The organism is Lysobacter rhizosphaerae, from assembly GCF_054779795.1.
In genome coordinates this window covers 633,955-656,829 of sequence record NZ_BAAGXO010000007.1, presented here as the reverse complement: position 1 = coordinate 656,829, position 22,875 = coordinate 633,955, and the positions used below count along the sequence as shown (strand labels likewise).

Below are 22,875 nucleotides of genomic sequence, written 5' to 3'. Positions count from 1 at the left end.
GGCGGGAATCAAAAAACGGACTGCCCGGCGCCGTAAACCAGCTGCGGCAAGGGCGATAGCTATACTACCGCGCTTTGCCCCGCGGCCTTTCCGTAACCATGTCACAAGCCAGCGCGACGCCGTCACCGATCACGTTCCAGCAGCTCATCCAGCGCCTCAACGCCTACTGGGGCGAGCGCGGCTGCGTGCTGATCCAGCCGCTGGACCTGGAGGTCGGCGCCGGCACTTTCCACCCCGCGACCTTCCTGCGCGCGCTGGGTCCGGAACCGTGGAACGCCGCCTACGTGCAGCCCTGCCGCCGTCCCACCGACGGCCGCTACGGCGAGAACCCCAACCGCCTGCAGCGCTACTACCAGTACCAGGTGGTGATGAAGCCCAGCCCCGACAACATCGTCGAGCTGTACTTCGATTCGCTCAAGGCGCTGGGCGTGGATCCGCTGGTGCACGACCTGCGCCTGGTCGAGGACAACTGGGAGTCGCCGACGCTCGGTGCCTGGGGCCTGGGCTGGGAAGTGTGGTTGAACGGCATGGAGGTCACCCAGTTCACCTACTTCCAGCAGGCCGGCGGACTCGAGTGCCGGCCGGTGCTCGGCGAGATCACCTACGGCCTCGAGCGCCTGTGCATGTACCTGCAGAACGTCGACAACGTCTTCGACCTGGTCTGGACGTACGGCCCGGATGGCACGCCGGTCACTTACGGCGACGTCTACCACCAGAACGAAGTCGAGCAGTCGACGTACAACTTCGAGCACGCGAACGTTGAGGAACTGTTCCATCGCTTCGATGCCTGCGAGGCGGAGGCACAGAAGCTGATCGAGCTCGCCCTGCCGCTGCCGGCCTACGACCAGGTATGCAAGGCCAGCCATGCGTTCAACCTGCTCGACGCGCGCCGCGCGATCTCGGTGACCGAACGCCAGCGCTACATCCTGCGCGTGCGCAGGATCGCCCAGGGCGTGGCGGAGGCGTATTACGCGCAACGCGAGAAGCTCGGATTCCCGGTATTGAACAAGTCCCGGAACCCGCAGGAGGCCGCGTGATGAGCATGCAGCCCCTGTTGATCGAACTCGGCACCGAGGAACTCCCGGTCAAGGCGCTGGCCGGACTGGCGCAGGCCTTCTTCGACGGTGTGCTCGAAGGATTCGCCAAGCGCGGCATCGCCTTCGATCGCGGCGAAGCCAAGCCGCTGTACTCGCCGCGCCGCCTCGCGGTGCGCCTGCCGGGCGTGGCGACGGAGCAGCCGGAGCAGACCTCGGAAGTGCTCGGCCCGTATCTCAACATCGCGCTCGACGCCAACGGCGAACCGACCAAGGCCCTGCAGGGCTTCGCCGCCAAGGCCGGCGTCGAATGGACCGCGCTGGAAAAGACCAGCGACAACAAGGGCGAACGCTTCGTCCACCGTTCGGTGAAGCCGGGCGCGCGCACCGCGGCGCTGTTGCCGGAGATCATCAACGAGGCGCTCGCCGCCATGCCGATCCCCAAGCCGATGCGCTGGGGCGACCATGACTACGGCTTCGCCCGCCCCATGCACTGGCTGGTGCTGCTGCTGGGCAAGGACATCGTCGACGGCGAGGTGCTCGGCATCCGCGCCGACCGTATGAGCCGTGGCCATCGCTTCATGTACGACAAGCCGGTATGGATCAACGGCGCCGACGAGTACGTGGACGCGATGCGCGGCGCCAAGGTGCTGGTCGATCCGGACGAACGCCGCGCGCGCATCGTGCACGAAGTCGAACACGCGGCCCAGGCCGGTGGCGGCAGCGCGCGCATCGATGCGGGCATCCTCGAGGAAGTGAATGGCCTCACCGAATGGCCCAAGGCCATCGCGTGCAGCTTCGAAGCCGACTTCCTCGCCGTGCCGCAGGAAGCACTGATCGCGACGATGGAAGCCAACCAGAAATTCTTCCCGGTACTGGACGGCGACGGCAAGCTGAGCGAGCGCTTCATCGGCATCGCCAACATCGAATCCAAGGACGAAGCCGAAGTGCGCAAGGGCTACGAGCGCGTGATCCGCCCGCGCTTCGCCGATGCGCAGTTCTTCTTCACCGAGGACATGAAGCAGGGTCTGGCCTCGATGGCCGAGGGCCTGAAGACCGTCACCTATCAGGCCAAGCTCGGCACGGTCGCCGACAAGGTCGCACGCGTGGCAGCGCTGGCCGAGGCGGTAGCAAAGCAGGTCGGCGTCGATGTGCAGCTCGCGCGGCGTGCGGCGGAACTGTCCAAGGCCGACCTGCAGTCGCGCCTCGTCAACGAGTTCCCGGAACTGCAGGGCATCGCCGGCCGCTATTACGCCGCAGTGGAAAGCCAGCCGATCGAAGTCGCGAACGCGATCGACGAGGCTTACATGCCGCGTTTCGCCGGCGATGCGATCGCACCATCCAAGTTGGGGCAGGTGCTGGCGATCGCGGAGCGACTGGACACCCTCACCGGCGGTTTCGCCGCGGGTCTCAAGCCGACCGGCAACAAGGACGCCTTTGCCCTGCGCCGCAATGCGCTCGGCCTGGCACGCACGCTGATCGAGGGCGGCATCGACCTCGACCTCGACGCGACGCTGGCCAAGGCGCGCGACACCGTCGGCGCGATCGCGCTGGACAAGGCGCCGGCCGCGCCCGCGAACATCGATGAGCTGCGCGATTTCATCATCGACCGCCTGCGCGGTTACTACGCCGACCAGGGCGTGCCGCCGCAGCAGTTCGAAGCCGTCGCCGCGCTGCGCCCCGCTTCGCTGCTCGACTTCGATCGCCGCCTCAAGGCCATCGCCGAATTCGCCAAGCTGCCCGAAGCCGAAGCGCTGGCCGCGGCCAACAAGCGCATCCGCAACATCCTGCGCAAGGTCGAGGGTGACGTCCCTACCGCGATCGAGCCGGCGCGTTACACCGAAGCGGCCGAACGCGAACTCGGCGCCGCCGTCGACGCCGCCTGCAACGACACCGATGCACTGCTGCAGTCGCGCGATTACGTCGCCGTGCTCGGCCGCTTGGCCCGCCTGCGCCCGCAGGTCGATGCCTTCTTCGACCAGGTGATGGTCAACGTCGACGACATGGCGGTGCGCAACAACCGCCTTGCGCTGCTCAAGCGCCTGGGCGACCGCCTCGGCAGCGTGGCAGCGATCGAATACCTGTCGATTTAGTGCTCGCGCGTGGCACCGGCGCCGCAAAGGGCGGCGCCGGGCCGGGTTTGTTTCCGCATGGCGTTCACGGAATGACCTACGCCGTTAAGCGCGCTTTGACGCTCCACGGTTATCCTGCCGCGATGCCCTGTCTCCCCCGACTCAGCACGCGGTTCGTGTTCGCCCTGGGCCTGCTGGCGGCGGGCGGCGCGCACGCCGCGACCGTTACCAGCGTGGACATCCGCGGGCTCGACGAAACGATGGCGCTCAACGTGCGCGTGTCGTTGTCGCTGGTCGATGCGATCGGCAAGGACGTGTCCGGCCGCCGCCTGGCGTACCTGCTGCGCGAGGCCGAGCAGGAGACGCGCGAGGCGCTGGAGCCGTTCGGCTACTACTCGCCGAGCATCACCGTCGAGCGCACCCGCGATGGTGTGACCACCGTAGTGGGCGAACCGGGTGCCGGCACCGCACCCGCCGACACCACGCCTGCCGACACCACGCCCGTCATGGACGCGACCGCGCCGGGCGCGCCTGCCACGGCCGCCACCGGCGCCGCGCCAACGGCGGCCAGCGAAGCGGCGCCGCCCGGCGAGCGCCGTGCGAGCACTTCTCCCGTCACCGTCACGATTACCGTGGCGCTGGGCGAGCCCGTCACCGTGCGCCGCGCCAACATCGCCATCGAAGGCGCGGGCGGCACCGACAAGTACCTGCGCGAGGACCTCGGCAAGTTCCTGCCGCAGTCCGGCGGCGTCTTCGACCACACGCAGTACGAGGCCAGCAAGGCGCGCATCACCCGCCGCCTGGCCGAGCGCGGTTACTTCGATGCGGATTTCCTCAACCGCCAGGTCGCGGTGACGCGCGCCGAACACGCCGCCGACATCGACCTGGTCTGGACCAGCGGCGAACGCTACGACATGGGGCCGATGACGATCACGCAGTCGCCGAAACACATCATCCGCGACAGCCTCATCGATCGCCTGGTTTATTGGAAAGAGGGCAGCTACTACCACCAGGGCAAGCTCGACCGCTTCCGCGAGTCGCTGGCGCGGCTCGACTACTTCGCCAGCATCGACATCCAGCCGCAGCCGGAAAACGCCGTCGATGGCCGCGTGCCGGTCGTCGTCACCCTGACCCCGGCCAAGCGCAGCATCTACACCGCCGGCTTGAGCTACGGCACCGACAGCGGCGCGGGCGTGCGCCTCGGCCTGGAGCGCCGCTACCTCAATAACCGCGGCCACAAGCTGCTGACCCAGCTCGACTGGGCGGAGAAGCGCAAGACCGCGACGGTGCAGTACCGCATTCCCGCGTTCGCGTGGATCGACGGCTGGTACACGATCAGCGCGCAGTACTACGACGAGCAGACCGATTACATCGACACGCGCAAGATCGAGCTGGTCGGCAGCCGCAGCGGCCAGGTCAACGAGCGCCTCAACGCGGCGGCATCGCTGCATGCCCTGCGCGAACGCTGGGCCTATGCACTGCCGGCGGGCGCGCTGGCGCCGGTCCAGTACAACTATGCGACCTTCCTCTATCCGGCCCTGCGTGGCGAGTACATCGACGCCGACAACCGCCTGTTTCCGCGCGATGCCTTCGGGCTGACCGTCGAGCTGCGTGGCGGCGTCAAAGGGGCGGGTTCGGATGCCAGCTTCCTGCAGGCGTGGGGCGTGGGGCGCTGGTACCGCGGCCTGGGCGAACGCAACCGCCTGATCCTGCGCGGCGAAGCCGGTTACACCTTCACCAACGCACTCGTCGACATGCCGCCCAGCCTGCGCTTCTACGCCGGCGGCGACCGCAGCATCCGCGGCTACGCCTATCGCGAAGTGGGACCGTTCTTCATCGCCGAGGACGGCAAGAAGTACGCGCTCGGCGCCAAGAACGTGCTGACCGGCACGGCCGAATTCGAGCACTACTTCAACGACACCTGGGGTGCCGCGGCGTTCGTCGACGGTGGCGACGCCTTCGACGACGACCGCCCCGACTTCCACACCGGCGTCGGCTTCGGCGTGCGCTGGCGCTCGCCGGTTGGGCCGGTGCGCCTGGACATCGCGCACGGGTTGTACGACCCGGATTCGCAGTACGAGATCTACCTCAACATCGGCGCGGATCTGTAGGCAGATGGCGAAGAAGCGGCCAGTCATGACCCCGGTGGAGCGCGACGCGCACGAGGCGCGCATCGCCGAGTTGCGCGCGAAGCGGCGTTCCCGCCTGCGCTGGCTCGCGATCCGCAGCGGCATCGTCGCCGCCGTATTGATGCTGGGTGCCGTCGCCCTGTTGTACTGGTTGCTCACCACTGTCGGCGGCCGCGACGTGCTGCTGGCGCAGATCCAGCAGCGCCTGCCCGCCGAGGCGAAGCTGAGCTGGGAACGCGCCGAAGGCCCGGCTTCGGGGCCGCTGGTACTGCATGGCGTGCGCTTCACCTATGTCATGGCCGACAAGGACGGCAAGCGCGACCCGCTGCATCCGCGCCTGCTCGAGTTCACGGCGAAGCGCGCCATGGTCGATCCCGCGTTGCGTCCGCTGCTCGGCCGCCGCCTGCGCCTGGATGCGTTGCAGCTGGACGGCGCGACGCTGGAGATTCCCGAAAGCGACGAGCCGTTCGAACTGCCGCGCTGGCCCGAATCCCTGCCGGCGATCCGGCCGCCGTTGGACCTGCAGGCCGACGACGTGCGCATCGACGGTTTGCGGGTGACGCAGGAGCGCCAGCCGCTGATCGACATCCGCCGCCTGCGCACCGGCATGGATGCGCGCGCGGGCGCATTGCATGTGGAATCGCTGGACGCCGACACCGACCGCGGGCATTTCCACGTGCACGGCGACTATGCGCCGCGCGACGATTACCGCGTGGACCTCGTCGCCACCGCGGTGCTGCCCGCGTCGATGGGGAGCACCGCGCCGCGCCTGGGACTGGTTGCGCGTGGCGATCTTGCGCGCATGGACGTCGGCCTCGCCGGCCGCGCGCCGGCACCCGTGCGGGCGACGCTCACCCTGCACGGCAAGGACCAGCCGCGCTGGCGCCTGCACGCGCAATCCGAGGCGCTGGACCTGGCGCTGCTGACCGAAGGCAAGCCGTCCGGCACGCCGCTGCGCCTGCGCTTCGATGCCGACGGTGTCGGCGGCGAGATGGCCCTGGCGGGCGAATTCGCGCAGGGCGATTTCAATGCCACTGTGCTGCCGTCGCGGCTGCGGCTCGAGAACGAGGTCCTCGAAGCCAAGCCACTGACCCTGCGCGTGTTCGACGGCACCGCGACATTGCGCGGCCGCGCCGACTTCACCGATCCGGAAAACGCCACGCTGCGCTTCGCCGTCAACGCGCGCGGCCTGAAGTGGGGCGGGGCGAAGACGACGCCGAAGACACCGGCGCAGGCGGCCAGCGACACGCCAATGGTCGAAGCCGACGCCGATCTCGGCATCGCCGGCACGCTGCAGCATTGGGCCGCGATCGGCCACGCCATGCTCACGCGCGAGGGCGAGGTTGCGCAGGTGCAGTTCGACGGCCGTGGCAACGAGTCGGGCATGACCCTGAAGGAATTGCACGCACAGATGCCCAGCGGCGCGCTCGACGCGAGCGGCGACGTGGCGTGGACGCCGGCGCTGGGCTGGAACCTCCAAGCCACGCTGGCCGGTTTCGATCCCGGTTACTTCGCGCCGGAGTGGAAGGGAGCGTTGCGCGGCCGCTTCAGTACGCGCGGCGTCACCCGCGGCGATGGCGGCCTCGACATCGCCGTCGATGCACCGCAGATCGATGGCCGCCTGCGTGGACGGCCGCTGCAGGGCCGCGGCCGCTTCGTGATGCGTGGCGCGGCCACGAAGCGCGCGCAGGATGCCTACGAGGGCGAGGTCGCGCTCACCCTCGGTGGCAGCCACATCGACGCGAAGGGCCGGGTGACGGACACGCTCGACGTCGATGCGAAATTCCAGCCGCTGCAGTTGAACGATTTGTTGCCCGACGGCGCCGGCACCCTGCGTGGCACGTTGCGGCTGACCGGCGCGCGCACTGCGCCGAACGTCGACGCCGACCTCACCGGCAGCGGCCTGAGTTATGCCGGCTACCGCGCCGCAACGGTGAGCGCGCACGGCCGCCTGCCGTGGCGCGGCGGCAGCGGGGCGCTGGCGATCCGCGCGAGCGGGCTCGACGTCGGTACGCCCATCGAAACCTTGACCCTCGATGCGCGCGGCGCGGTGGAGAACCTGCAACTGCAGGGCGAGGCGCGCGGCGAGATCGGCACGCTGTCGTTGAGCGGCAGCGCGGCCAAGCGCGGCAATGCCTGGCAGGGAACGCTCACCTCGTTGCAGCTGGCTCCGGTCAAGGGCGCGCAATGGCGCCTGCAGCAGGCTGCGCAATTCCGTTGGGATGGGCGCAGTGGCGCGCTGTCGAATGCGTGCCTGGCCTCGAGCGGCGGCGGTTCGCTGTGCGCGAACGCCGACTGGCCGCGTCGCGGCCTCGATGTGCGCGGCGAATCACTGCCACTCACGCTGCTGGTGCCCTACTTGCCCGAACGCAACGACAAGCGTCCGTGGATCCTGCGCGGCGACATCGCGCTCAGCGCCGAAGTGCGTCCGGTCGGCAACGCGTGGCGCGGCAGTGCGCACCTGACCTCGGCCAGCGGCGGCATGAAGTTCAGCGAACGCTCGCGCACCGAGATCGTGCGCTACGGCGGCCTCGACCTCAGCGCGACCTTCGATCCGCAACGCCTCGCTGCCGAACTGCACACGACCTTGAATGACGATGGGCGTGTCGATGCGCGCATCGCCACCGGCTGGGACGCCTATGCGCCACTCAGCGGCGAGGTCGCCCTCAATACCGACGAACTCGTATGGATGGAGCTGTTCTCGCCCGACATCGTCGAGCCGAAAGGACAGCTCGAGGGCCGCATCACGCTCGCCGGCACGCGCGCGCAACCGCTGCTGGGCGGCAATGCGCACCTCACCCGCTTCAGCACCGAACTGCCTTCGCTGGCGATCGAGCTGCAGGATGGTGACGTGCGCCTCGACGCCAGGCCGGATGGCAGCGCGCGCATTGCCGGCAGCGTGCGTTCCGGCGAGGGCACCCTGCATATCGACGGCACGCTGGGCTGGCAGGGCGACGACACACCACTCGTGCTCGCCCTGAAGGGCGAGAACGTGCTGCTGTCCGATACGCGCGACCTGCACGCGGTTGCCAACCCCGACGTGCAGGTGCGCTACGCCGCGAAGCAGCCGCTGCAGGTCACCGGCACCGTTACCGTGCCGTCCGCGCGCCTCGACCTGGAGCGCCTCGACCAAGGCGTCTCTGCCTCGTCCGACGTCGTCGTACTCGATCCGGCCAACCCGGAAGAGACCGGCGAGGCGCCGCTCGACATGGACCTCACCATCGCGCTCGGCGACGACGTGAAGCTCGCCGGCTTCGGCCTCAAGGGCACCCTCGGCGGTCGCCTGCGCGTGCGTGCGCGGCCGGGCCGCGAGATGACCGCGAGCGGGCGCCTCGATGTCGAGGGCCAATACACCGCCTACGGCCAGGAACTGCAGATCACCCGCGGCGCACTGGTGTGGTCGAACGGTCCCGTCGCCGATCCCATCCTCGACATCCGCGCCGAGCGCGAAGTCGGTGAGGTCACCGCCGGCATGGATGTCACCGGTCGCGCGGCCTCGCCGCAGGCGCGGGTATGGTCGGATCCGGCCACTTCGCAATCCGAGGCGCTGTCGTACCTCGCGCTCGGCCGCCCGTTGGCGAGCGCGAGCGGCGACGAAACCCGCCAGCTCAATGCCGCCGGCGCCGCGCTGGCGGCCGGCGGCGGCATGCTCGCCTCGCAGCTGGGCGCGGCGATCGGCCTCGACGACGCCGGGGTGTCGCAAAGCCGCGCGCTGGGCGGCAGCGTGCTCGGCATCGGCAAGTACCTGTCGCCGAAGGTGTACGTCGGCTACGGCGTCTCGCTGCTCGGCACCGGCCAGGTGCTCACCTTGAAGTACCTGTTGCGCAAGGGCTTCGACATCGAGATCGAATCGAGCACGGTGGAGAACCGCGCCTCGGTGAACTGGCGCAAGGAGAAATAGCGGGTCCGCGGAAGCGCGCGCGTTCCTAACCGTTCCTAACGCGGGCTTTCCCTCGCGGCATGTATAACCCCTCGCATCGTCGGCCCATCGGCCGCACGGCGGAGGTTGCCATGGCCGTACTCGATGCTCCCGCGCGGGCCGAACTGCCCGCGGACCTGGCCGAATGCGATCGCGCGCTGATGTCGATCGGCCCCAAGATCAAGGTGCTGAAGGCGATCGGCTGGCCGGCCGAGATGGAGCACCGCTTCCTCGCCGCCTGGCAGCGCGGCGCTCCGGAACTGCCGGTGCCACCGGTGCCGGCGCAGGCGCTGGGCGCCGAGATGGAGGCGCTCGAGGCGTTGATGCGGCGCATCGACCGCGGCCATCCGATCGGCCACTGGCTGTTCAAGACCGCGTGGAGCTATGCCGTGGCCGCACGCATGCTCACGCATGCCGGCACGCCGGAGTTCACCCGCTGTTCGACGATGCTGTACGGGCGGCCCGACTTCCAGTACCGCAGCCAGGACGTCACCAATGTCGACAGCGCGCGCGAAATGCTCGCGATCACCGACGACCTGGTCGGCAACCGCAACCTGCCGCCGGTGCCATCCGATATTCCCGCGGAGGAATTCGCGCAGCGCCTGCGCGAGCGCATCGGCCCGTTCTTCTCGCACGACAAGGTCGAGGTGGTGCTGGATCCGGCGCTGTCCTCCAAGGCCACCGCCGGAAGCAAGGGGATCAACCTGCGCGCGACCGCGCTGTTCTCCGAGCGCGACCTGGAGCAGCTGACCCAGCACGAGGCCTTCATCCACACCCTCACCCTGCTCAACGGCAAGCACCAGCCGAACCTGCGTTCGCTCGGCCTGGGTTCGCCACGCACCACCCGTACGCAGGAGGGCCTGGCCACCTTCTCCGAGATCATCACCGGTGCGATCGACATCGCGCGGTTGCGACGCGTTGCGCTGCGCGTGGTGATGGTGAAGCAGGCGCTCGACGGCGCCGACTTCATCGAGGTGTTCCGTGGCTTCCTCGATGCGGGCCAGAGCGACGTCGAGAGCTATCGCAGCGCCTCGCGCGTGTTCCGCGGCGGCGACGTGCGCGGCGGCGTCTGCTTCACCAAGGACGGCGCCTATCTGGAAGGCGTGATGGCCGTCCATCTGTTCATTCGCAAGGTGTTGCAGGACGGGCGCGGTGACATGCTGGGGATGCTGTTCGCCGGCCGCGTGACCACCGCCGACGTGATCACCCTGGCGCCCTACCGCGATGCCGGGCTGATCGCGCCTTCCGTGTACCTGCCGCCGTGGGCGAAGGACCCACAGCGCGTGCTCTCGATCATGGCGTTCTCCGCTGCCACCCAGCGCCTGCGTCTGGATCGGTTCGACCTGCAGAACTTCGTCGACTTCGAGGACCAGGTGATCGCGGAGTCCGGCGTGGGGGCATGAGCGTGCGCGCCCGCCGCGGCTGACGCGGGTTCAGTGCACCAGCCGCGCCGCCCGCAAACGTGGCTTGCCGTCGATGATGTCGGTCCATGCCACCACGGCGCCGCCCGCATGCAGCGCGAGTTGCGGGAAGCCGGTGCCGCGGCCGCGGCCCTGCAGCTTCGCGATCTCGATGCGTTGCAGCTGGCGCGACAGGTCGAGGCTGTAGCGCGCGAGCTGTAGCGACTGGCCGCCTGCGTCCTCGCGCAGCCACGTCACCCAGGCGGCGTCGGCGTCGAACGCCACATCCACCCGTCCCTGCACGGCCTCGCCTTGGTCGACGGTGACCGGCGCCGCGAAGTGATCGCCATCGTCATGCGAACGCGCCAGCTTCAGCGCCGCCATGTCGCCCGCCGCGGTGTACCAGCCGACGACCACGTCGCTGCCGCGTGCGGCGACGGCCGGCCCGTTGACCGGGCACGCGGGCATGGTCCAGTTGTCGGCATGGACCAGGCGCGGAGTGGTCCACGTGCGGCCCTGCATGCGCGTCACCGCGATGTCGCGGATTTCCTCCGGCGTGCGGTCGCGGTACGCCAGCAGCGGCCCGCGCGCGGTCAGGGCGATGTCGGTCTGGCAGCAGTCGCAGGTCATCGCGTCCACGCGCGTCTCGTCGTGGCGCTGCAGTTGCGCGTCGAACAAGGCCGCACGCAGGGTCATTGCACCTTCGTGCTCGTCGTGCTCGTCGTGCGCGCCGTGGCCGGCGTGTTCGTCTTCACCGGCCGATTCTCGGCCATCCAGCCAGGCCACGCCGAGCGTGTCGCGCGCCGCTGGCCACAGCGAGACGAAACCGTGCTCGGCCGGCTTGCCGTCGTCGTTCACCAGCACCGGCGGCGACCATGTGCGTCCACCATCGCCGGAGCGCACCAGGGCGACGTTGTAGGCATACGACGACGTGGCCGACTTCTGCAGCCAGTGCGCCCACAACGCGCCATCGGCGGTGACGGCGACATGCGGGGTGTCGGCCCAGTTGACGAACCAGTCCGTGCCGGTGGCGATGGTTTGCGGCGCACTCCATTGCGTCTTGTCGAGCGCCGCGAACTTCATCGCGTGTCCGTGCGCCTGCGGCTCCACCCATGACAGCAGCAGGCGGCCATCGGGCGTGGCGACGAGGTCGGGTTGCGCGGCAGCGACATCGACCGGCAACGTCCACGGTTCGACCCGGAAGGTTGGGGGCGCCGCTGGCAAGGCCGTCGCTGGCGCCGCTGCATGCTCGCGATTGCATGCGGCAAGCAGGAGCACGGCGATCGATGTCAGCACGGGATGGCATTTCATGCGCGCAGGGTAACGCGCACGGGTAGGCGCGGCGTCACCGCGGGTCGCGTGCGACTTGCCGGTCTAGGCGACGCGTTCGCGGCGCTGCCGGGTCAGATGCACCAGCAACAGGGAAATGGCGGCCGGTGTCATCCCGGGGATGCGCTGTGCCTGCCCCACCGTCTGCGGTTGCACGCGTTGCAGCTTCTGCGTGACCTCGGCCGAGAGGCCGCGCACGCCGGCATAGTCGAAATCCGCGGGGATCGTGGTGCTCTCGTGGCGCTGCTGGCGCTCGATTTCCTCGCGCTGGCGGTCGAGGTAGCCCGAATACTTCACGCCGATCTCGACCTGCTCGGCCACGGCGGCATCGGCGACCGCCGGACCGAGCGAGGCGACGGCCATCAGCTTGGCGTAGTCGAGTTCCGGCCGCTTGAGCAGGTCGCGCGCACTGGTTTCGCGCGTGATCTCGATGTCGAGCGTGGCGTGGATCTCGCGGCCGAGCGCATTGTTCGGTGCCGCCCAGATGGCACCCAGGCGCGAATTCTCCATCGCGATCGCCTCGCGCTTGGCATCGAACGTTGCCCAGCGCGCGTCGTCGACGAGGCCGAGTTCGCGGCCCACCGGCGTCAGGCGCAGGTCGGCGTTGTCCTCGCGCAGTTGCAGGCGATATTCGGCGCGTGAGGTGAACATGCGGTACGGCTCGGTCGTGCCGTGGGTGATCAGGTCGTCGACCAGCACGCCGAGGTAGGCCTCGTCGCGGCGCGGACTCCAGCCCTCGTGGCCGTGCACGAAGCGCGCGGCATTGGCGCCGGCGAGCAGGCCCTGTGCGGCGGCCTCCTCGTAGCCGGTGGTGCCGTTGATCTGGCCGGCGAAGAACAGGCCTTCGATCGCCTTGGTCTCGAGCGTCGTCTTCAGGCCGCGCGGATCGAAGAAGTCGTATTCGATCGCATAGCCGGCACGGGTGATGTGCGCGCTCTCGAAGCCGCGGATCGAACGCACCAGGTCGAGCTGCACGTCGAACGGCAGCGAGGTGGAGATGCCGTTGGGATAGATCTCGGCGACAGTGAGGCCTTCGGGCTCGACGAAGATCTGGTGGCTGGCCTTCTCGGCGAAGCGCACCACCTTGTCCTCGATCGACGGGCAGTAGCGCGGGCCGATGCCTTCGATCTGGCCGGTGTACAGCGGCGAACGGTCGAGCGCGCCGCGGATGATCTCGTGGGTGCGCTCGCTGGTATGGGTGATCCAGCACGACACTTGGCGCGGATGGTCGGCGTGCGAGCCGAGGAAGGACATGACCGGGCGCGGATCGTCGCCGGGCTGCTCCTCCATCACCGAATAGTCGAGCGTGCGGCCGTCGATGCGCGGCGGCGTGCCGGTCTTGAGCCGGTCGACCACGAACGGACCCTCGCGCAGCTTGTGCGCGAGCGCGACCGCGGGCGGATCGCCGGCGCGGCCGGCGGCGTAGGTGGTCTGGCCGACGTGGACCTTGCCGGCGAGAAAGGTGCCGGCGGTGAGCACGACCGCGGGCGCTTCGAACGTGAGTCCGGTCTGGGTGACGACGCCGGTGACCTTGCCTCCGGCGAAGACGATGTCGTCGACCGCGGACTGGAACAGGGTCAGGTTCGGCTGGTTCTCGACCGCGTGGCGGATGAAGGCGCGGTACAGCGAACGGTCCGCCTGGCAGCGCGTCGCGCGTACCGCCGGGCCCTTGCTGGCGTTGAGCCGGCGCCACTGGATGCCGGCCGCATCGGCGGCGCGCGCCATGATGCCGCCGAGCGCGTCGATCTCCTTGACCAGGTGGCCCTTGCCGATCCCGCCGATGGCCGGGTTGCAGCTCATCGCGCCCACGGTTTCCACCGAATGCGTGAGCAGCAGCGTGCGCGCACCCGCGCGCGCCGAGGCGAGGGCCGCTTCGGTGCCGGCATGGCCGCCGCCGACCACGATCACGTCGTATTGGTAGAAGGACTGGGACAAGGCAGGTCGAACCCGGGTGGGAGCGGAATTTTACTAGAGTAATCAGGTGCTTGCTGGGTTGCTTGCTGGTGCCGATCGCGCCCTGGCGCGGATCGGCCGGAGTTGGCACGCATCCTGCGATATATCCCTGCACCTCAGCGGGGCAGGCGCTAAGCGCCGGCTGGATTTGGAACAGGGGCTGGCCAAGCGCTCGCGGGGGAAGCAGGGGGTCGAATGTCGGGGGACGTTCGGCCCCTTTTTTATGCCCGGAGCCCGGTTTCGTGACGGCGGTCACAATGGCCCGGAGACCACGGTCGGGTTTCGCGTGCCCGGCAGACGGGAGCGGGGGCGGCGCTCGGGCCGCGGCGGCATCCGCAAGAAGGGGAGCCGGCGTCCAACGAAGGCGGAACAGGGGGGATCCGGGATTCTTCGTCGGACGCCGACATCGGCGCTTGCCACCATTCACTGTGCCCGCAGCGTCTAAATGCGACGCAACCGGTCAGTGGTTGCAGCTTGCCGTCACTGCTGGGGCAACGCAAGCCTCCGGCGGCGCGGTTTTGTGACGCGCTGCCTGCCTGCGCGAAGTCGGCTCAAGGCTCCTGCTGCGACTCGCCCGACTCGTGCCGCCGGGTCTCCTGCGCGCGCTTGATCACCTGCTGCATCCGCGACCCATTGCCGCTGCTTTCATGGCGCGGGGTCACCGTCTGGGTCGGCCGCGGTTGCGGTTGCGGCTGCGGTCGTTGCTGGATCGTGCCCTGGGTCTGCAGCGCGGAGCCTGCGACTTCACCGAAGCGCCGGTGGCGGTTGAGGTCGCGCCACGGCGGCGGGTTGTTGTCGTCGTGGCCGTGGCCGTCCCCTGGCTGCGGTCCGGTCACCGGCGGCGGGTTCTGGTGGTGGTTGTGGCCGTTGCCGTAGCCGTTGCCGTTGCCGTTGCCGTAGCCGTAGCCGTTGCCGTAGCCGTTGCCGTGGTCGTGGTTGTGGTTGTGGTTGTGGTGCTGGTAGTAATCGGGTCGGTACGGATAGTTGTAGTAGCGGTACGGCGAATACCCATAGCCATAGGGATAGCTGTAGCCATAGGGATGGCCATAGCCATACGGGTAGCCGTAGCCATAGGGATAGCTGTAGCCGTAGGGGTAGCCCTGCGGGTAACCGTAGCCATAGCGGTACTGGACGCTGGGCTGGCCGTAGTAATAGCCGTCGCCGTAGCCATAGCCGGCGCTCACGCAACCGCTGAGCAGGCCCACGAGCGCGGCCGGAATAAGAAGTTTGCGGATCATGTCGGAACCCCCCGGGGTGTGCCGTCAGCTTCGGCCCGGCGCTTTGAACTCGCGCTTAACTCAGACGGCCTGCGCGTCGCATCGACCCGTTAGGGGGACGGCCACGCTAGCATCTGCATGATGAGCATCGCCCCCAACCCCAGCACTTCCGTGCCGAGCTTGCCTGGTTTCGACGACGTCCTGGCCGCGGCCGCACGCATCGCGCCGCACGTGCACCACACGCCGGTGCTGCGCTCGCGTTCGCTGGACGCGCTGGCCGGCTGCGAGCTGCACTTCAAGGCCGAGCACCTGCAACGCGCGGGCGCGTTCAAGTTCCGCGGGGCATGCAATGCGGTGTGGTCGTTGCGGGAGGACATCGCCGCGCGGGGTGTGGTGACGCACTCCTCCGGCAACCACGGCGCCGCACTCGCGCTCGCCGCGCGCACCCGTGGCATCCCCTGCCACGTGGTGGTGCCGGAAAACGCGGTGGCCGCCAAGGTCGCCGCGATCCGGGCCTATGGCGCGACGCTGCACTACTGCGCCCCGACCATCGCCGCGCGCGAAGCGGCCTGCGCGCTGGTGCAGGCCGACACCGGGGCGGAACTCGTGCATCCCTATACCGACCCGCGCGTGATCGCGGGCCAGGGCACGGCGGCGCTCGAGTTGCTTGGCCACAACGGCGGCTTCGATGCCCTGGTCACGCCTCTGGGCGGGGGCGGCCTGCTGAGTGGCACCGCAATCACCACGACGGCGGTGTCGCGGACGACGCGCGTGTTCGGCGCCGAGCCCACGGGTGCGGCCGATGCCTTCCAGTCCCTGCAGCTCGGCGAACGCGTCACCGAGCTGGTGCCCGATACGATCTGCGATGGCCTGCGCGGCCTGCTGGGCGCCCCGAACTTCGCCCTGCTGCGCCAGCATCGCGTCGAGGTGCTGCTTGCCGACGACGCCGCGACGCTGGGCGCGCTGCGGTTGTTCTGGCAGCGCACCAAGCAGCTGATCGAACCCTCGTCCGCGGTCGCGCTCGCGGCCGTGCTGGCGCACCGCGAGCACTTCGCCGGGCGCCGCGTCGGCGTGATCCTGTCGGGTGGCAACATCGACCTAGAAGCCCTGGCGGGGATGCTCGCGCGCGACTGACGTTGCGGCATTCCCGCTGTTGTGTGCAGCATGTAACGAAGTGTTCGTACCGTCCTGCGTTCCTCCGCCCTTCGTCGCGAGTCCGCATGCCCCGATCCTTGCGTTCGCTGCTGCCCCGGCCTGGTGTGCTCTGGATCGCCGTGCTGGCGATCGTGCTTGCGCTCGGATTCCTCGGCACGCGCGGGATATGGGATCCCGATGAAGGCCGCTACACCAACGTCGCGCTGAACATGCTCGACAGCGGCGACTGGTTGAATCCGCGCCGCAACGACGAGGTCGGTCACTGGACCAAGCCGCCGCTCACCTACTGGGCGATCGCCACGAGCGTCGGCACGTTTGGGCAGACCGCGTTTGCCGCGCGCTTGCCGTCGGCGCTCGCCTATCTGCTGTGCGTGTGGCTGGCCTGGCGCATCGCCCGCAGGCTCGCGCCGGGCAGTGAGGTCACTGCAGCCGTGGCCTACGCGACGATGCTCTTCACCGTCGGTGCGTCGCAGATGATCACCACCGACTACGTCCTGTCGGCGTGTACCGGCGTGGCGATGTGGGCTTTCGTCGAGGCGCGGCTGGGAGTCGGGGCGCATCGGCGCTGGATGACCCTGATGTGGGTTGCGTTCGCGCTGGCCTTCCTCACCAAGGGACCGCCGGCGCTGGTTCACCTGCTTGCCGCCCTCGCCTTCGATCGGCTGATGCCCGATCGCGGTCGCGGCCGAGTGTTCCAGCTTTCCGGATTGCTGCTGTTCGTCCTGCTGGCCCTGCCCTGGTACGCCGCGGTGATGGCCAATCATCCCGGGCTGTTCCGCTATTTCATCGGCGACGAAGTGGTGAATCGCGTCACCACCAATGAATTCGGCCGTCACGGCGAGTGGTATGGCTGGCTGGCCATGTACGGCCCGACGCTGCTGGTGGGCACGCTGCCATGGACGCCGACGCTGTGGCGGTGGCTGCGCGCGTTGCCGGCGGAGGCGCGGGGCTGGCGCGACGGACCGGGACGCGAGCGTGATGCAGCCGGATTGATGCTGGTGGCGTGGCTGCTGTTGCCGCTGCTGGTGTTCTGCCTCGCCCGCTCGCGCCTGCCGTTGTACATCCTGCCGCTGTTCCTGCCGCTGGCGGTCATCGTGGCCAGGCAGCGCGGAGCGGAGCGGCGCGCGCTGTCATGGCGGCCCCTGCTCGCGTGGGCGGTAGTCCTGCTCGCGCTGAAGTTCGCGGCGTCGCTGTGGCCGACGCACAAGGACGCCTCTGAGTGGGCGCGGGCGATCAATGAGCGCACGGGCGGCCGCGTGACCGAGGTGATGTTCGTCGAGGACATGGCCCGATACGGACTGCACCTGCACCTGGATGCCGAGGTCGAAAAGATCTCGCTGGAACCGACGCAGCAGTCGGCCTTCAATCCCGAGTACGACGAGACGCTCGCGCAGGAGCTGGCCGAGCACGAGCCAGGAGGAGCGGTGTGGATCTGCAAGCAGGAGCTGTGGCCGCAACTGCAGCAACGCATCGCGGCGCAGGGCTATCGCACCGCGGTGCTGGGTACGCCGTACCAGGGCCGCGTGGTCTTCCGGGTGATACGGGAATAGGCGGAACAGTCAGGCGCCGCGATCGCTGCGCAGTTCCTGCATCGCATGCTTGTCGCCCGCGGCCGCCCGCGCCGCGACCACGCTGAAGGCGACGATGCCGGCACCGACGAGGATCGCGCCCCACAGCGTGATTCCGCGCGGCCACGCTTCGCCCAGCCAGGACACGCCGATCAGGGTGGCGAACAGGATTTCCGCCGCCTGCATCGCCTCGGCCGCCGCCAGTGCGCTGGGATCGTTGCGTACCATGCCGGTCGCTTGGAAGAACAGCACCGTGGCGATCACGCCCGCACCCAGCGCAACGCCGGCGGCGAGCAGCACCTGGCCGGAAGGTGGCGTGCCTTCGGTCGCGAACGCATACGCCGTTACCGCCCACCACATCGGCTGGCTCGCCAGCGTCATGCCGAATACGCGCTGGGTCGCATTGAGTTCGGTGCCCGTGCGCTCCAGGTGCAACAGCAGGCCGCGGTTGCCGAGCGGATAGGCGAATGCACTCACCGCCACCGCGAGCAGGGCGAGCCATGCCTTGCGATCGAGGTGTCCGCTGCCGTAACCCTCCTGCATCAGCAGCACACCGGCGATGACGACCAGGCCCGCCGCGAACGCGGGCAGGGGAATGCGCGCACGCGCGTCGTCGTAGAGGAACGGCGCGCACAGCATCCCGGCGATCACGGTGAGCTGGAAGCTGCCGGCCACCAGCCAGGACGGCCCGCTGTTCGCAGCGAAACTCAGCAGCAGGTAGAACAGCACGAAGCCGACGCCGCTCCACAACAACCACGGCCCCGGATGCGCGCGGATCGCCCGCCACACCGGCTTCGCGCCGCCCTGCCAGGGCATCACCACCAGCATGATGGGCAGGGTGATCAGGTAGCGCAGTGCCGCGGTCCAGAGCCAGTGCCCGCCCGCGTTGGCCGCGGCCCGGTTGAGCAGGTAGGTGCAGGTGAAGAACAGCGCCGACAGCAGCGCGATACCGACCGCGGCGAGCGCGACCCTGCGGGCGGAGTGGTTCACCCGCGCCTCCGGATCGGGATCTTCGCCACCGGCACCGCGACTTCATCGATGCCGCCGAGGCGGATCGGCGTACCCGGCTGCGGACCCCAGGCATGCGCGGTGATCACTTCCCACGTCGCCGGCAATTTGCCGTCGCGGCGCAGCGGCTCGTAGCCCTGCGCCGCGCGGGCGAAGCGTTCGCGCCCGGTGAGGCTGCGGCGGCGCGTGCTCAGCGCATTGGTCGCGCCGAGCGTGCGCAGCTCGCGCATCAGGTCGCCGAGAGTGGAGTGCTGCAGGTGGAACTCGTCGCGGTCCAGCACCGGATCCTTGAAGCCCGCCGCGATCAGCGCATCGCCGAACTGCGCGATCGACGCGAATGGACTCACGTGCGGTGCGCTGTCGGCGTGGCCGAAGGCTTCGCGAAGCTCCCACAGCGTGTCGGGTCCGAACGTCGACAGCACCATCAGGCCATCCGGCTTCAACACGCGGCGGAAGCCGGCGAACACGGCGGGCAGGTCTTCGACCCACTGCAGGCACAGGTTGGAGAACAGCACGTCGACGCAGCCGTCGGCCAGCGGCAGAGCGCGCGCATCGGCGCACAGCGCTTGCGGACGCTGCTTGAACGGGCGCCAGCCGCCGGCGTTGTGCCGGGTCTCGCGCAGCATCGGCAGGGCCAGGTCGAGCGCGAGTACCTGCGCCTTGGGCCAGCGTTGTTGCATCTGCGCCGACGCATGGCCCGGGCCGCAGCCGACGTCGAGCACCACCTGCGGCGTGCGCGGCTTGCCGCCGGGAGTTTCGCGTTGGGCACGCTCGTCGAAGTAGTCGAGCGATTCCAGCAGGCGCGCGCCCACTTCACGCTGCAGGGCGGCGGCGTCGTCGTAGTGGTGCGCGGCGCGCGAGAAGGCGCGGCGGACCTGGCGGTGGTCGAACAGTTCGCTCATGCGGTGCGGCTATTGTGGGGGGCGTTGGGGGAAGACGCTTGCCGGTCGCGCCGGGCTAGGGCAGTTGCTGCATGAAGCGGTCGATCTCGTGCGCGACTTCGTCGGCCGCGCCGAGGAACGGCGCATGGCCGGCATTGGCGATCACCGCGCTGCGCGCGTTCGGCGCCAGCAGTGCGGCGGCTGGCATCGCGCCCGCGGGCACCAGGCGGTCCCGGCGGCCGGACAGCCACAGGCTGGGCACGCGCAGCATCGCCAGCTCGTCGCGCAGGTCGAGGCGATCCAGCAGCTGCAGGCCTTCCAGCAGTGTGCGCGCCGCGGGTTCGCCGCGTTCGAAGGCCTGCGCGCGCAGGCTGCGCAACTCCTCGTGTGCGTGCGCGGAACCGAGCGCTTCCAGGGCGAGGAAGCCTTCCAGCGTGCCGCGGAAATCTTTTGCCAAAGCCTCGCCGAAGTCGCGGAACAACTGCGTGCCGACGCCGTGCTTCCAGTCCTCGCCGACGACGAAGCGTGGCGACGAGGCGACCATGATCAGGCCGCGCACCGCATGCGGATGGTCGAGCGCGGCGCGCAGCGCGAACTGGCCGCCCAGCGACCAGCCCAGCCACGCGGCATCGGGCACGCGCGCGACCAGCTCGGCGGCCAGGGTTTCGGGCACCAGTGGCGTGGCGTCGTCGCGAGAGTGGCCATGACCGGGCAGGTCGATGAGGTGCAGCGTGTAGCGGTCGCCCAGCCGCTCGGCCAGCGGCGCGAACAGGCCGCCGTGCATCGCCCAGCCATGAATGAGTGCGAGCGCGGGACCGTTGCCGCGCGTTTCGACGTACATCGTCAATCCTCAGCGCTGCGCCGGGCGCAGCTTCCTGGTGGCGCAGGCGCTCAACGCAGCATTTCGGCGACGCGCGCCTCGGCCTCGGCCTTGTCGCGCGCGCGTCCCAGCGCATCCACCAGGCCGTCGACATCGGCGTGCGTGTGCAGCGCCGACAAGGTGACGCGCAGGCGGGCACGGCCCTCGGGCACGGTCGGCGGGCGGATGGCCGCGACCCAGTAGCCGCGTTGCTCGAGCGTCGCCGACATCGACAACGCACGCGTATCGCTGCCGCACATCACCGGCTGGATCGGCGTTTCCGACGGCAGCAGCACCAGGCCGGCCCGGTCCGCACGTTCGCGGAAATGCGCGATCAGGTCGTAGAGCTTGCCGCGGCGCCAGTCCTCGCTGCGTGCCAGTTTCACCGCGGCCAGCGTCGCGGCGGCCTGCGCCGGCGGCAATGCCGTTGTGTAGATGTAGGGACGCGCGGTCTGCGCGAGGTGCTCGATCAGGTCGGCGTCGCCGACCACCGCCGCGCCGTAGCCGCCAAGCGCCTTGCCCAGCGTGACCAGCTGCAGCGGCACCTGTTCGGTGGTGAGCTGCGCTTCGGCGACGCTGCCGCGGCCATCGGGACCGACGACGCCGACGCCGTGCGCATCGTCGACGTACATCAGCGCCTTCTGCACGCGCGCCGCCAGCGCGAGTTCGCGCAACGGCGCGATGTCGCCGTCCATGCTGAAGACGCCATCGGTGGCGAGCATCGCCACGCCGTCGCTGGATTCGCGCATCAGGCGCAGCGCGCCGCTGGCGTCGCCGTGCGGATAGCGGCGCAACTTGCAGCCGGACAGGCGGGCCGCGTCGATGAGGCTGGCGTGGTTGAGGCGGTCCTGCACGCAGATGTCGCCGTCGCCAAGCAACGCCTGCATCACCGCGAGGTTGGCCATGAAGCCGCTGCCGAACAGCAGCGCGCGCGGCGCGCCGAGCCAGTCGGCGAGTTCCTTCTCCAGCGCCACGTGCATCGCATGGTGGCCGCAGACGAGGTGCGAGGCGATGCCGCCGGCACCTTCGCGCGAGGCCGCATCCTGCAGTGCACCGATCACGGCGAAATGCTGCGACAGGCCGAGGTAGTCGTTGCTGCAGAAATTCAGCAGCTTGCGGGGCGTGCCGTTCGCGTCCAGGACTTCCACGCGCGCACCGTCGCGGTGCGTGGCCGTGCGCAATACGCGCACGCGCGACGCGGCGACGCGCTCGGCCCGTGCCGTTGCAATGCGATCACGCCATGACGCACGCGCCATCTCAGACCACCGCGCAGGGAATGCTGGTAACGGCGGGGCTGGTGACAGCGTGTGTGTCACGGGCGGCGACGCCCGTGGTTTCGAGAATATCGGCGTGCACGGTCTCCCCCTGTTCAACGACCGGCATGGGCATGAGGCCCAGACGGTTGAACAATGCCATATCGCGCTCGGTGTCGGGGTTGCCGGTCGTCAGCAATTTCTCGCCGTAGAAGATGGAGTTCGCGCCGGCGAGGAAGCACAACGCCTGCAATTCATCGGACATCGTTTCGCGGCCCGCGGACAGACGCACCATCGACTTCGGCATGAGGATGCGCGCAACTGCGATGGTGCGCACAAATTCGAAGGGGTCGAGCTGCGCGGTGCCGGCCAACGGCGTGCCTTCGACCTGCACCAGGCGGTTGATCGGCACCGAGTCCGGATGCGCCGGCAGGTTGGCCAACGTCTGCAGCAGGCCGGCGCGCTGTTCGCGCTGCTCGCCCATGCCGACGATGCCGCCGCAGCAGGTCTTCATGCCGACGTCGCGCACGTGGCCCAGCGTGTCGAGCCGGTCCTGGTATTCGCGGGTGTGGATGACCTCGCCGTAGAACTCGGGCGCTGTATCGAGGTTGTGGTTGTAGTAGTCGAGGCCGGCGTCCTTGAGCGCGCGCGCCTGTTCACCCGACAGCATGCCCAACGTCGCGCAGGTCTCCAGGCCGAGCGCCTTCACCTCGGCGATCATGGCGGCGACCTTGGGGATATCGCGGTCCTTCGGCGAACGCCACGCCGCGCCCATGCAGAAGCGGCTGGCGCCGGCGGCCTTGGCCTGCTTCGCCTTCTCCACCACCGCTTCGGTCTCCATCAGCTTCGTCGCGTCCACCCCGGTGTGGTAGCGCGCGGCCTGCGGGCAATAGCCGCAGTCCTCCGGGCAGCCGCCGGTCTTGATCGAGAGCAGGGTGCTGACCTGCACCTGGGCCGGATCGAAATGGGTGCGATGGACCGTGCCGGCACGGTACAGCAACTCCGGGAAGGGCAGGTCGAAGAGGGCGCGGACTTCTTCGCGGCTCCAGTCGTGGCGGAGCGGGGAAGCGGGGGAGTCACTGACGGCAGGCATGGGAG

At 69.3% G+C, this 22,875-nt stretch carries 14 protein-coding genes and 2 pseudogenes; 8 read left to right on the top strand and 8 right to left on the bottom strand.

Annotated features, from left to right (window positions below):
- Positions 1-98: 98 nt before the first annotated feature.
- The 6 genes and pseudogenes from glyQ to ACYVGE_RS11980 all read left to right on the top strand — a co-directional run bounded on the left by glyQ (position 99) and on the right by ACYVGE_RS11980 (position 10,557).
- On the top strand, positions 99-1,037 hold the full coding sequence (gene glyQ / locus ACYVGE_RS12005) for a glycine--tRNA ligase subunit alpha (protein WP_460730169.1): 939 nt from the start codon (positions 99-101) through the stop codon (positions 1,035-1,037).
- Positions 1,037-3,127 carry a glycine--tRNA ligase subunit beta gene (gene glyS / locus ACYVGE_RS12000; protein ID WP_460730167.1) on the top strand — a complete coding sequence of 697 codons (2,091 nt, stop codon included), beginning with the start codon at positions 1,037-1,039 and terminating at the stop codon, positions 3,125-3,127. Before glyQ ends, glyS begins: the two co-directional genes overlap by 1 nt.
- Before the next feature lie 71 nt (positions 3,128-3,198).
- Positions 3,199-3,531: pseudogene (locus tag ACYVGE_RS11995) on the top strand (POTRA domain-containing protein); the annotation flags it as partial.
- Positions 3,532-3,660: 129 nt separating this feature from the next.
- Positions 3,661-5,217 (top strand): annotated as a pseudogene (locus tag ACYVGE_RS11990) (autotransporter assembly complex protein TamA); the annotation flags it as partial.
- A 25-nt stretch (positions 5,218-5,242) separates the two neighbouring features.
- On the top strand, positions 5,243-9,136 hold the full coding sequence (locus ACYVGE_RS11985) for a translocation/assembly module TamB domain-containing protein (protein ID WP_460730574.1): 3,894 nt from the start codon (positions 5,243-5,245) through the stop codon (positions 9,134-9,136).
- A 110-nt stretch (positions 9,137-9,246) separates the two neighbouring features.
- The gene (locus ACYVGE_RS11980) at positions 9,247-10,557 is read left to right on the top strand and encodes a flavohemoglobin expression-modulating QEGLA motif protein (protein ID WP_460730165.1); all 1,311 of its coding nucleotides are present in this window, start codon (positions 9,247-9,249) and stop codon (positions 10,555-10,557) included.
- Positions 10,558-10,587: 30 nt separating this feature from the next.
- Here ACYVGE_RS11980 and ACYVGE_RS11975 read toward each other — a convergent pair whose 3' ends face one another.
- The 3 genes from ACYVGE_RS11975 to ACYVGE_RS11965 all read right to left on the bottom strand — a co-directional run bounded on the left by ACYVGE_RS11975 (position 10,588) and on the right by ACYVGE_RS11965 (position 15,074).
- A complete protein-coding gene (locus ACYVGE_RS11975) occupies positions 10,588-11,850 on the bottom strand; it encodes a sialidase family protein (protein WP_460730163.1) in 1,263 nt (420 codons plus the stop codon).
- Between the two features lie 78 nt (positions 11,851-11,928).
- On the bottom strand, positions 11,929-13,818 hold the full coding sequence (gene mnmG, locus ACYVGE_RS11970; protein WP_460730161.1) for a tRNA uridine-5-carboxymethylaminomethyl(34) synthesis enzyme MnmG: 1,890 nt from the start codon (positions 13,816-13,818) through the stop codon (positions 11,929-11,931).
- A 569-nt stretch (positions 13,819-14,387) separates the two neighbouring features.
- A complete protein-coding gene (locus ACYVGE_RS11965; RefSeq protein ID WP_460730159.1) occupies positions 14,388-15,074 on the bottom strand; it encodes a hypothetical protein in 687 nt (228 codons plus the stop codon).
- A gap of 120 nt (positions 15,075-15,194) precedes the next feature.
- On the opposite strand from ACYVGE_RS11965, the gene ACYVGE_RS11960 reads away from it, so the two are divergent.
- Positions 15,195-16,187 (top strand): pyridoxal-phosphate dependent enzyme, encoded by a 993-nt coding sequence (locus ACYVGE_RS11960; protein WP_460730157.1) that lies wholly within the window; start codon positions 15,195-15,197, stop codon positions 16,185-16,187.
- Positions 16,188-16,273: 86 nt separating this feature from the next.
- Positions 16,274-17,758: an ArnT family glycosyltransferase gene (locus ACYVGE_RS11955; protein ID WP_460730155.1), complete on the top strand. Its 1,485-nt coding sequence runs from the start codon at positions 16,274-16,276 to the stop codon at positions 17,756-17,758.
- 9 nt (positions 17,759-17,767) lie between these two features.
- Here ACYVGE_RS11955 and ACYVGE_RS11950 read toward each other — a convergent pair whose 3' ends face one another.
- The 5 genes from ACYVGE_RS11950 to bioB are packed head-to-tail and all read right to left on the bottom strand — an operon-like array spanning position 17,768 to position 22,870.
- Entirely contained in the window at positions 17,768-18,766 is a 999-nt protein-coding gene (locus ACYVGE_RS11950; RefSeq protein ID WP_460730153.1) for a multidrug resistance efflux transporter family protein, read from the bottom strand.
- Positions 18,763-19,686, bottom strand: coding sequence for a malonyl-ACP O-methyltransferase BioC (gene bioC, locus ACYVGE_RS11945; RefSeq protein ID WP_460730151.1), 924 nt, complete (start codon positions 19,684-19,686; stop codon positions 18,763-18,765). Before bioC ends, ACYVGE_RS11950 begins: the two co-directional genes overlap by 4 nt.
- A gap of 55 nt (positions 19,687-19,741) precedes the next feature.
- Positions 19,742-20,506, bottom strand: coding sequence for a pimeloyl-ACP methyl ester esterase BioH (gene bioH, locus ACYVGE_RS11940; RefSeq protein WP_460730149.1), 765 nt, complete (start codon positions 20,504-20,506; stop codon positions 19,742-19,744).
- A gap of 50 nt (positions 20,507-20,556) precedes the next feature.
- Entirely contained in the window at positions 20,557-21,780 is a 1,224-nt protein-coding gene (gene bioF / locus ACYVGE_RS11935) for an 8-amino-7-oxononanoate synthase (protein ID WP_460730147.1), read from the bottom strand.
- Between the two features lies 1 nt (position 21,781).
- Positions 21,782-22,870: a biotin synthase BioB gene (gene bioB, locus ACYVGE_RS11930; RefSeq protein WP_460730145.1), complete on the bottom strand. Its 1,089-nt coding sequence runs from the start codon at positions 22,868-22,870 to the stop codon at positions 21,782-21,784.
- Positions 22,871-22,875 lie beyond the last annotated feature (5 nt).

Bases quoted from the DNA above. Each gene is read 5' to 3' on its own strand.
- glyQ (WP_460730169.1), top strand. From the start codon at position 99: ATGTCACAAGCCAGCGCGACGCCGTCACCGATCACGTTCCAGCAGCTC.
- glyS (WP_460730167.1), top strand. From the start codon at position 1,037: ATGAGCATGCAGCCCCTGTTGATCGAACTCGGCACCGAGGAACTCCCG.
- ACYVGE_RS11985 (WP_460730574.1), top strand. From the start codon at position 5,243: ATGACCCCGGTGGAGCGCGACGCGCACGAGGCGCGCATCGCCGAGTTG.
- ACYVGE_RS11980 (WP_460730165.1), top strand. From the start codon at position 9,247: ATGGCCGTACTCGATGCTCCCGCGCGGGCCGAACTGCCCGCGGACCTG.
- ACYVGE_RS11965 (WP_460730159.1), bottom strand. From the start codon at position 15,074: ATGATCCGCAAACTTCTTATTCCGGCCGCGCTCGTGGGCCTGCTCAGC.
- ACYVGE_RS11960 (WP_460730157.1), top strand. From the start codon at position 15,195: ATGAGCATCGCCCCCAACCCCAGCACTTCCGTGCCGAGCTTGCCTGGT.
- ACYVGE_RS11955 (WP_460730155.1), top strand. From the start codon at position 16,274: ATGCCCCGATCCTTGCGTTCGCTGCTGCCCCGGCCTGGTGTGCTCTGG.
- bioC (WP_460730151.1), bottom strand. From the start codon at position 19,686: ATGAGCGAACTGTTCGACCACCGCCAGGTCCGCCGCGCCTTCTCGCGC.
- bioH (WP_460730149.1), bottom strand. From the start codon at position 20,506: ATGTACGTCGAAACGCGCGGCAACGGTCCCGCGCTCGCACTCATTCAT.
- bioF (WP_460730147.1), bottom strand. From the start codon at position 21,780: ATGGCGCGTGCGTCATGGCGTGATCGCATTGCAACGGCACGGGCCGAG.
- bioB (WP_460730145.1), bottom strand. From the start codon at position 22,870: ATGCCTGCCGTCAGTGACTCCCCCGCTTCCCCGCTCCGCCACGACTGG.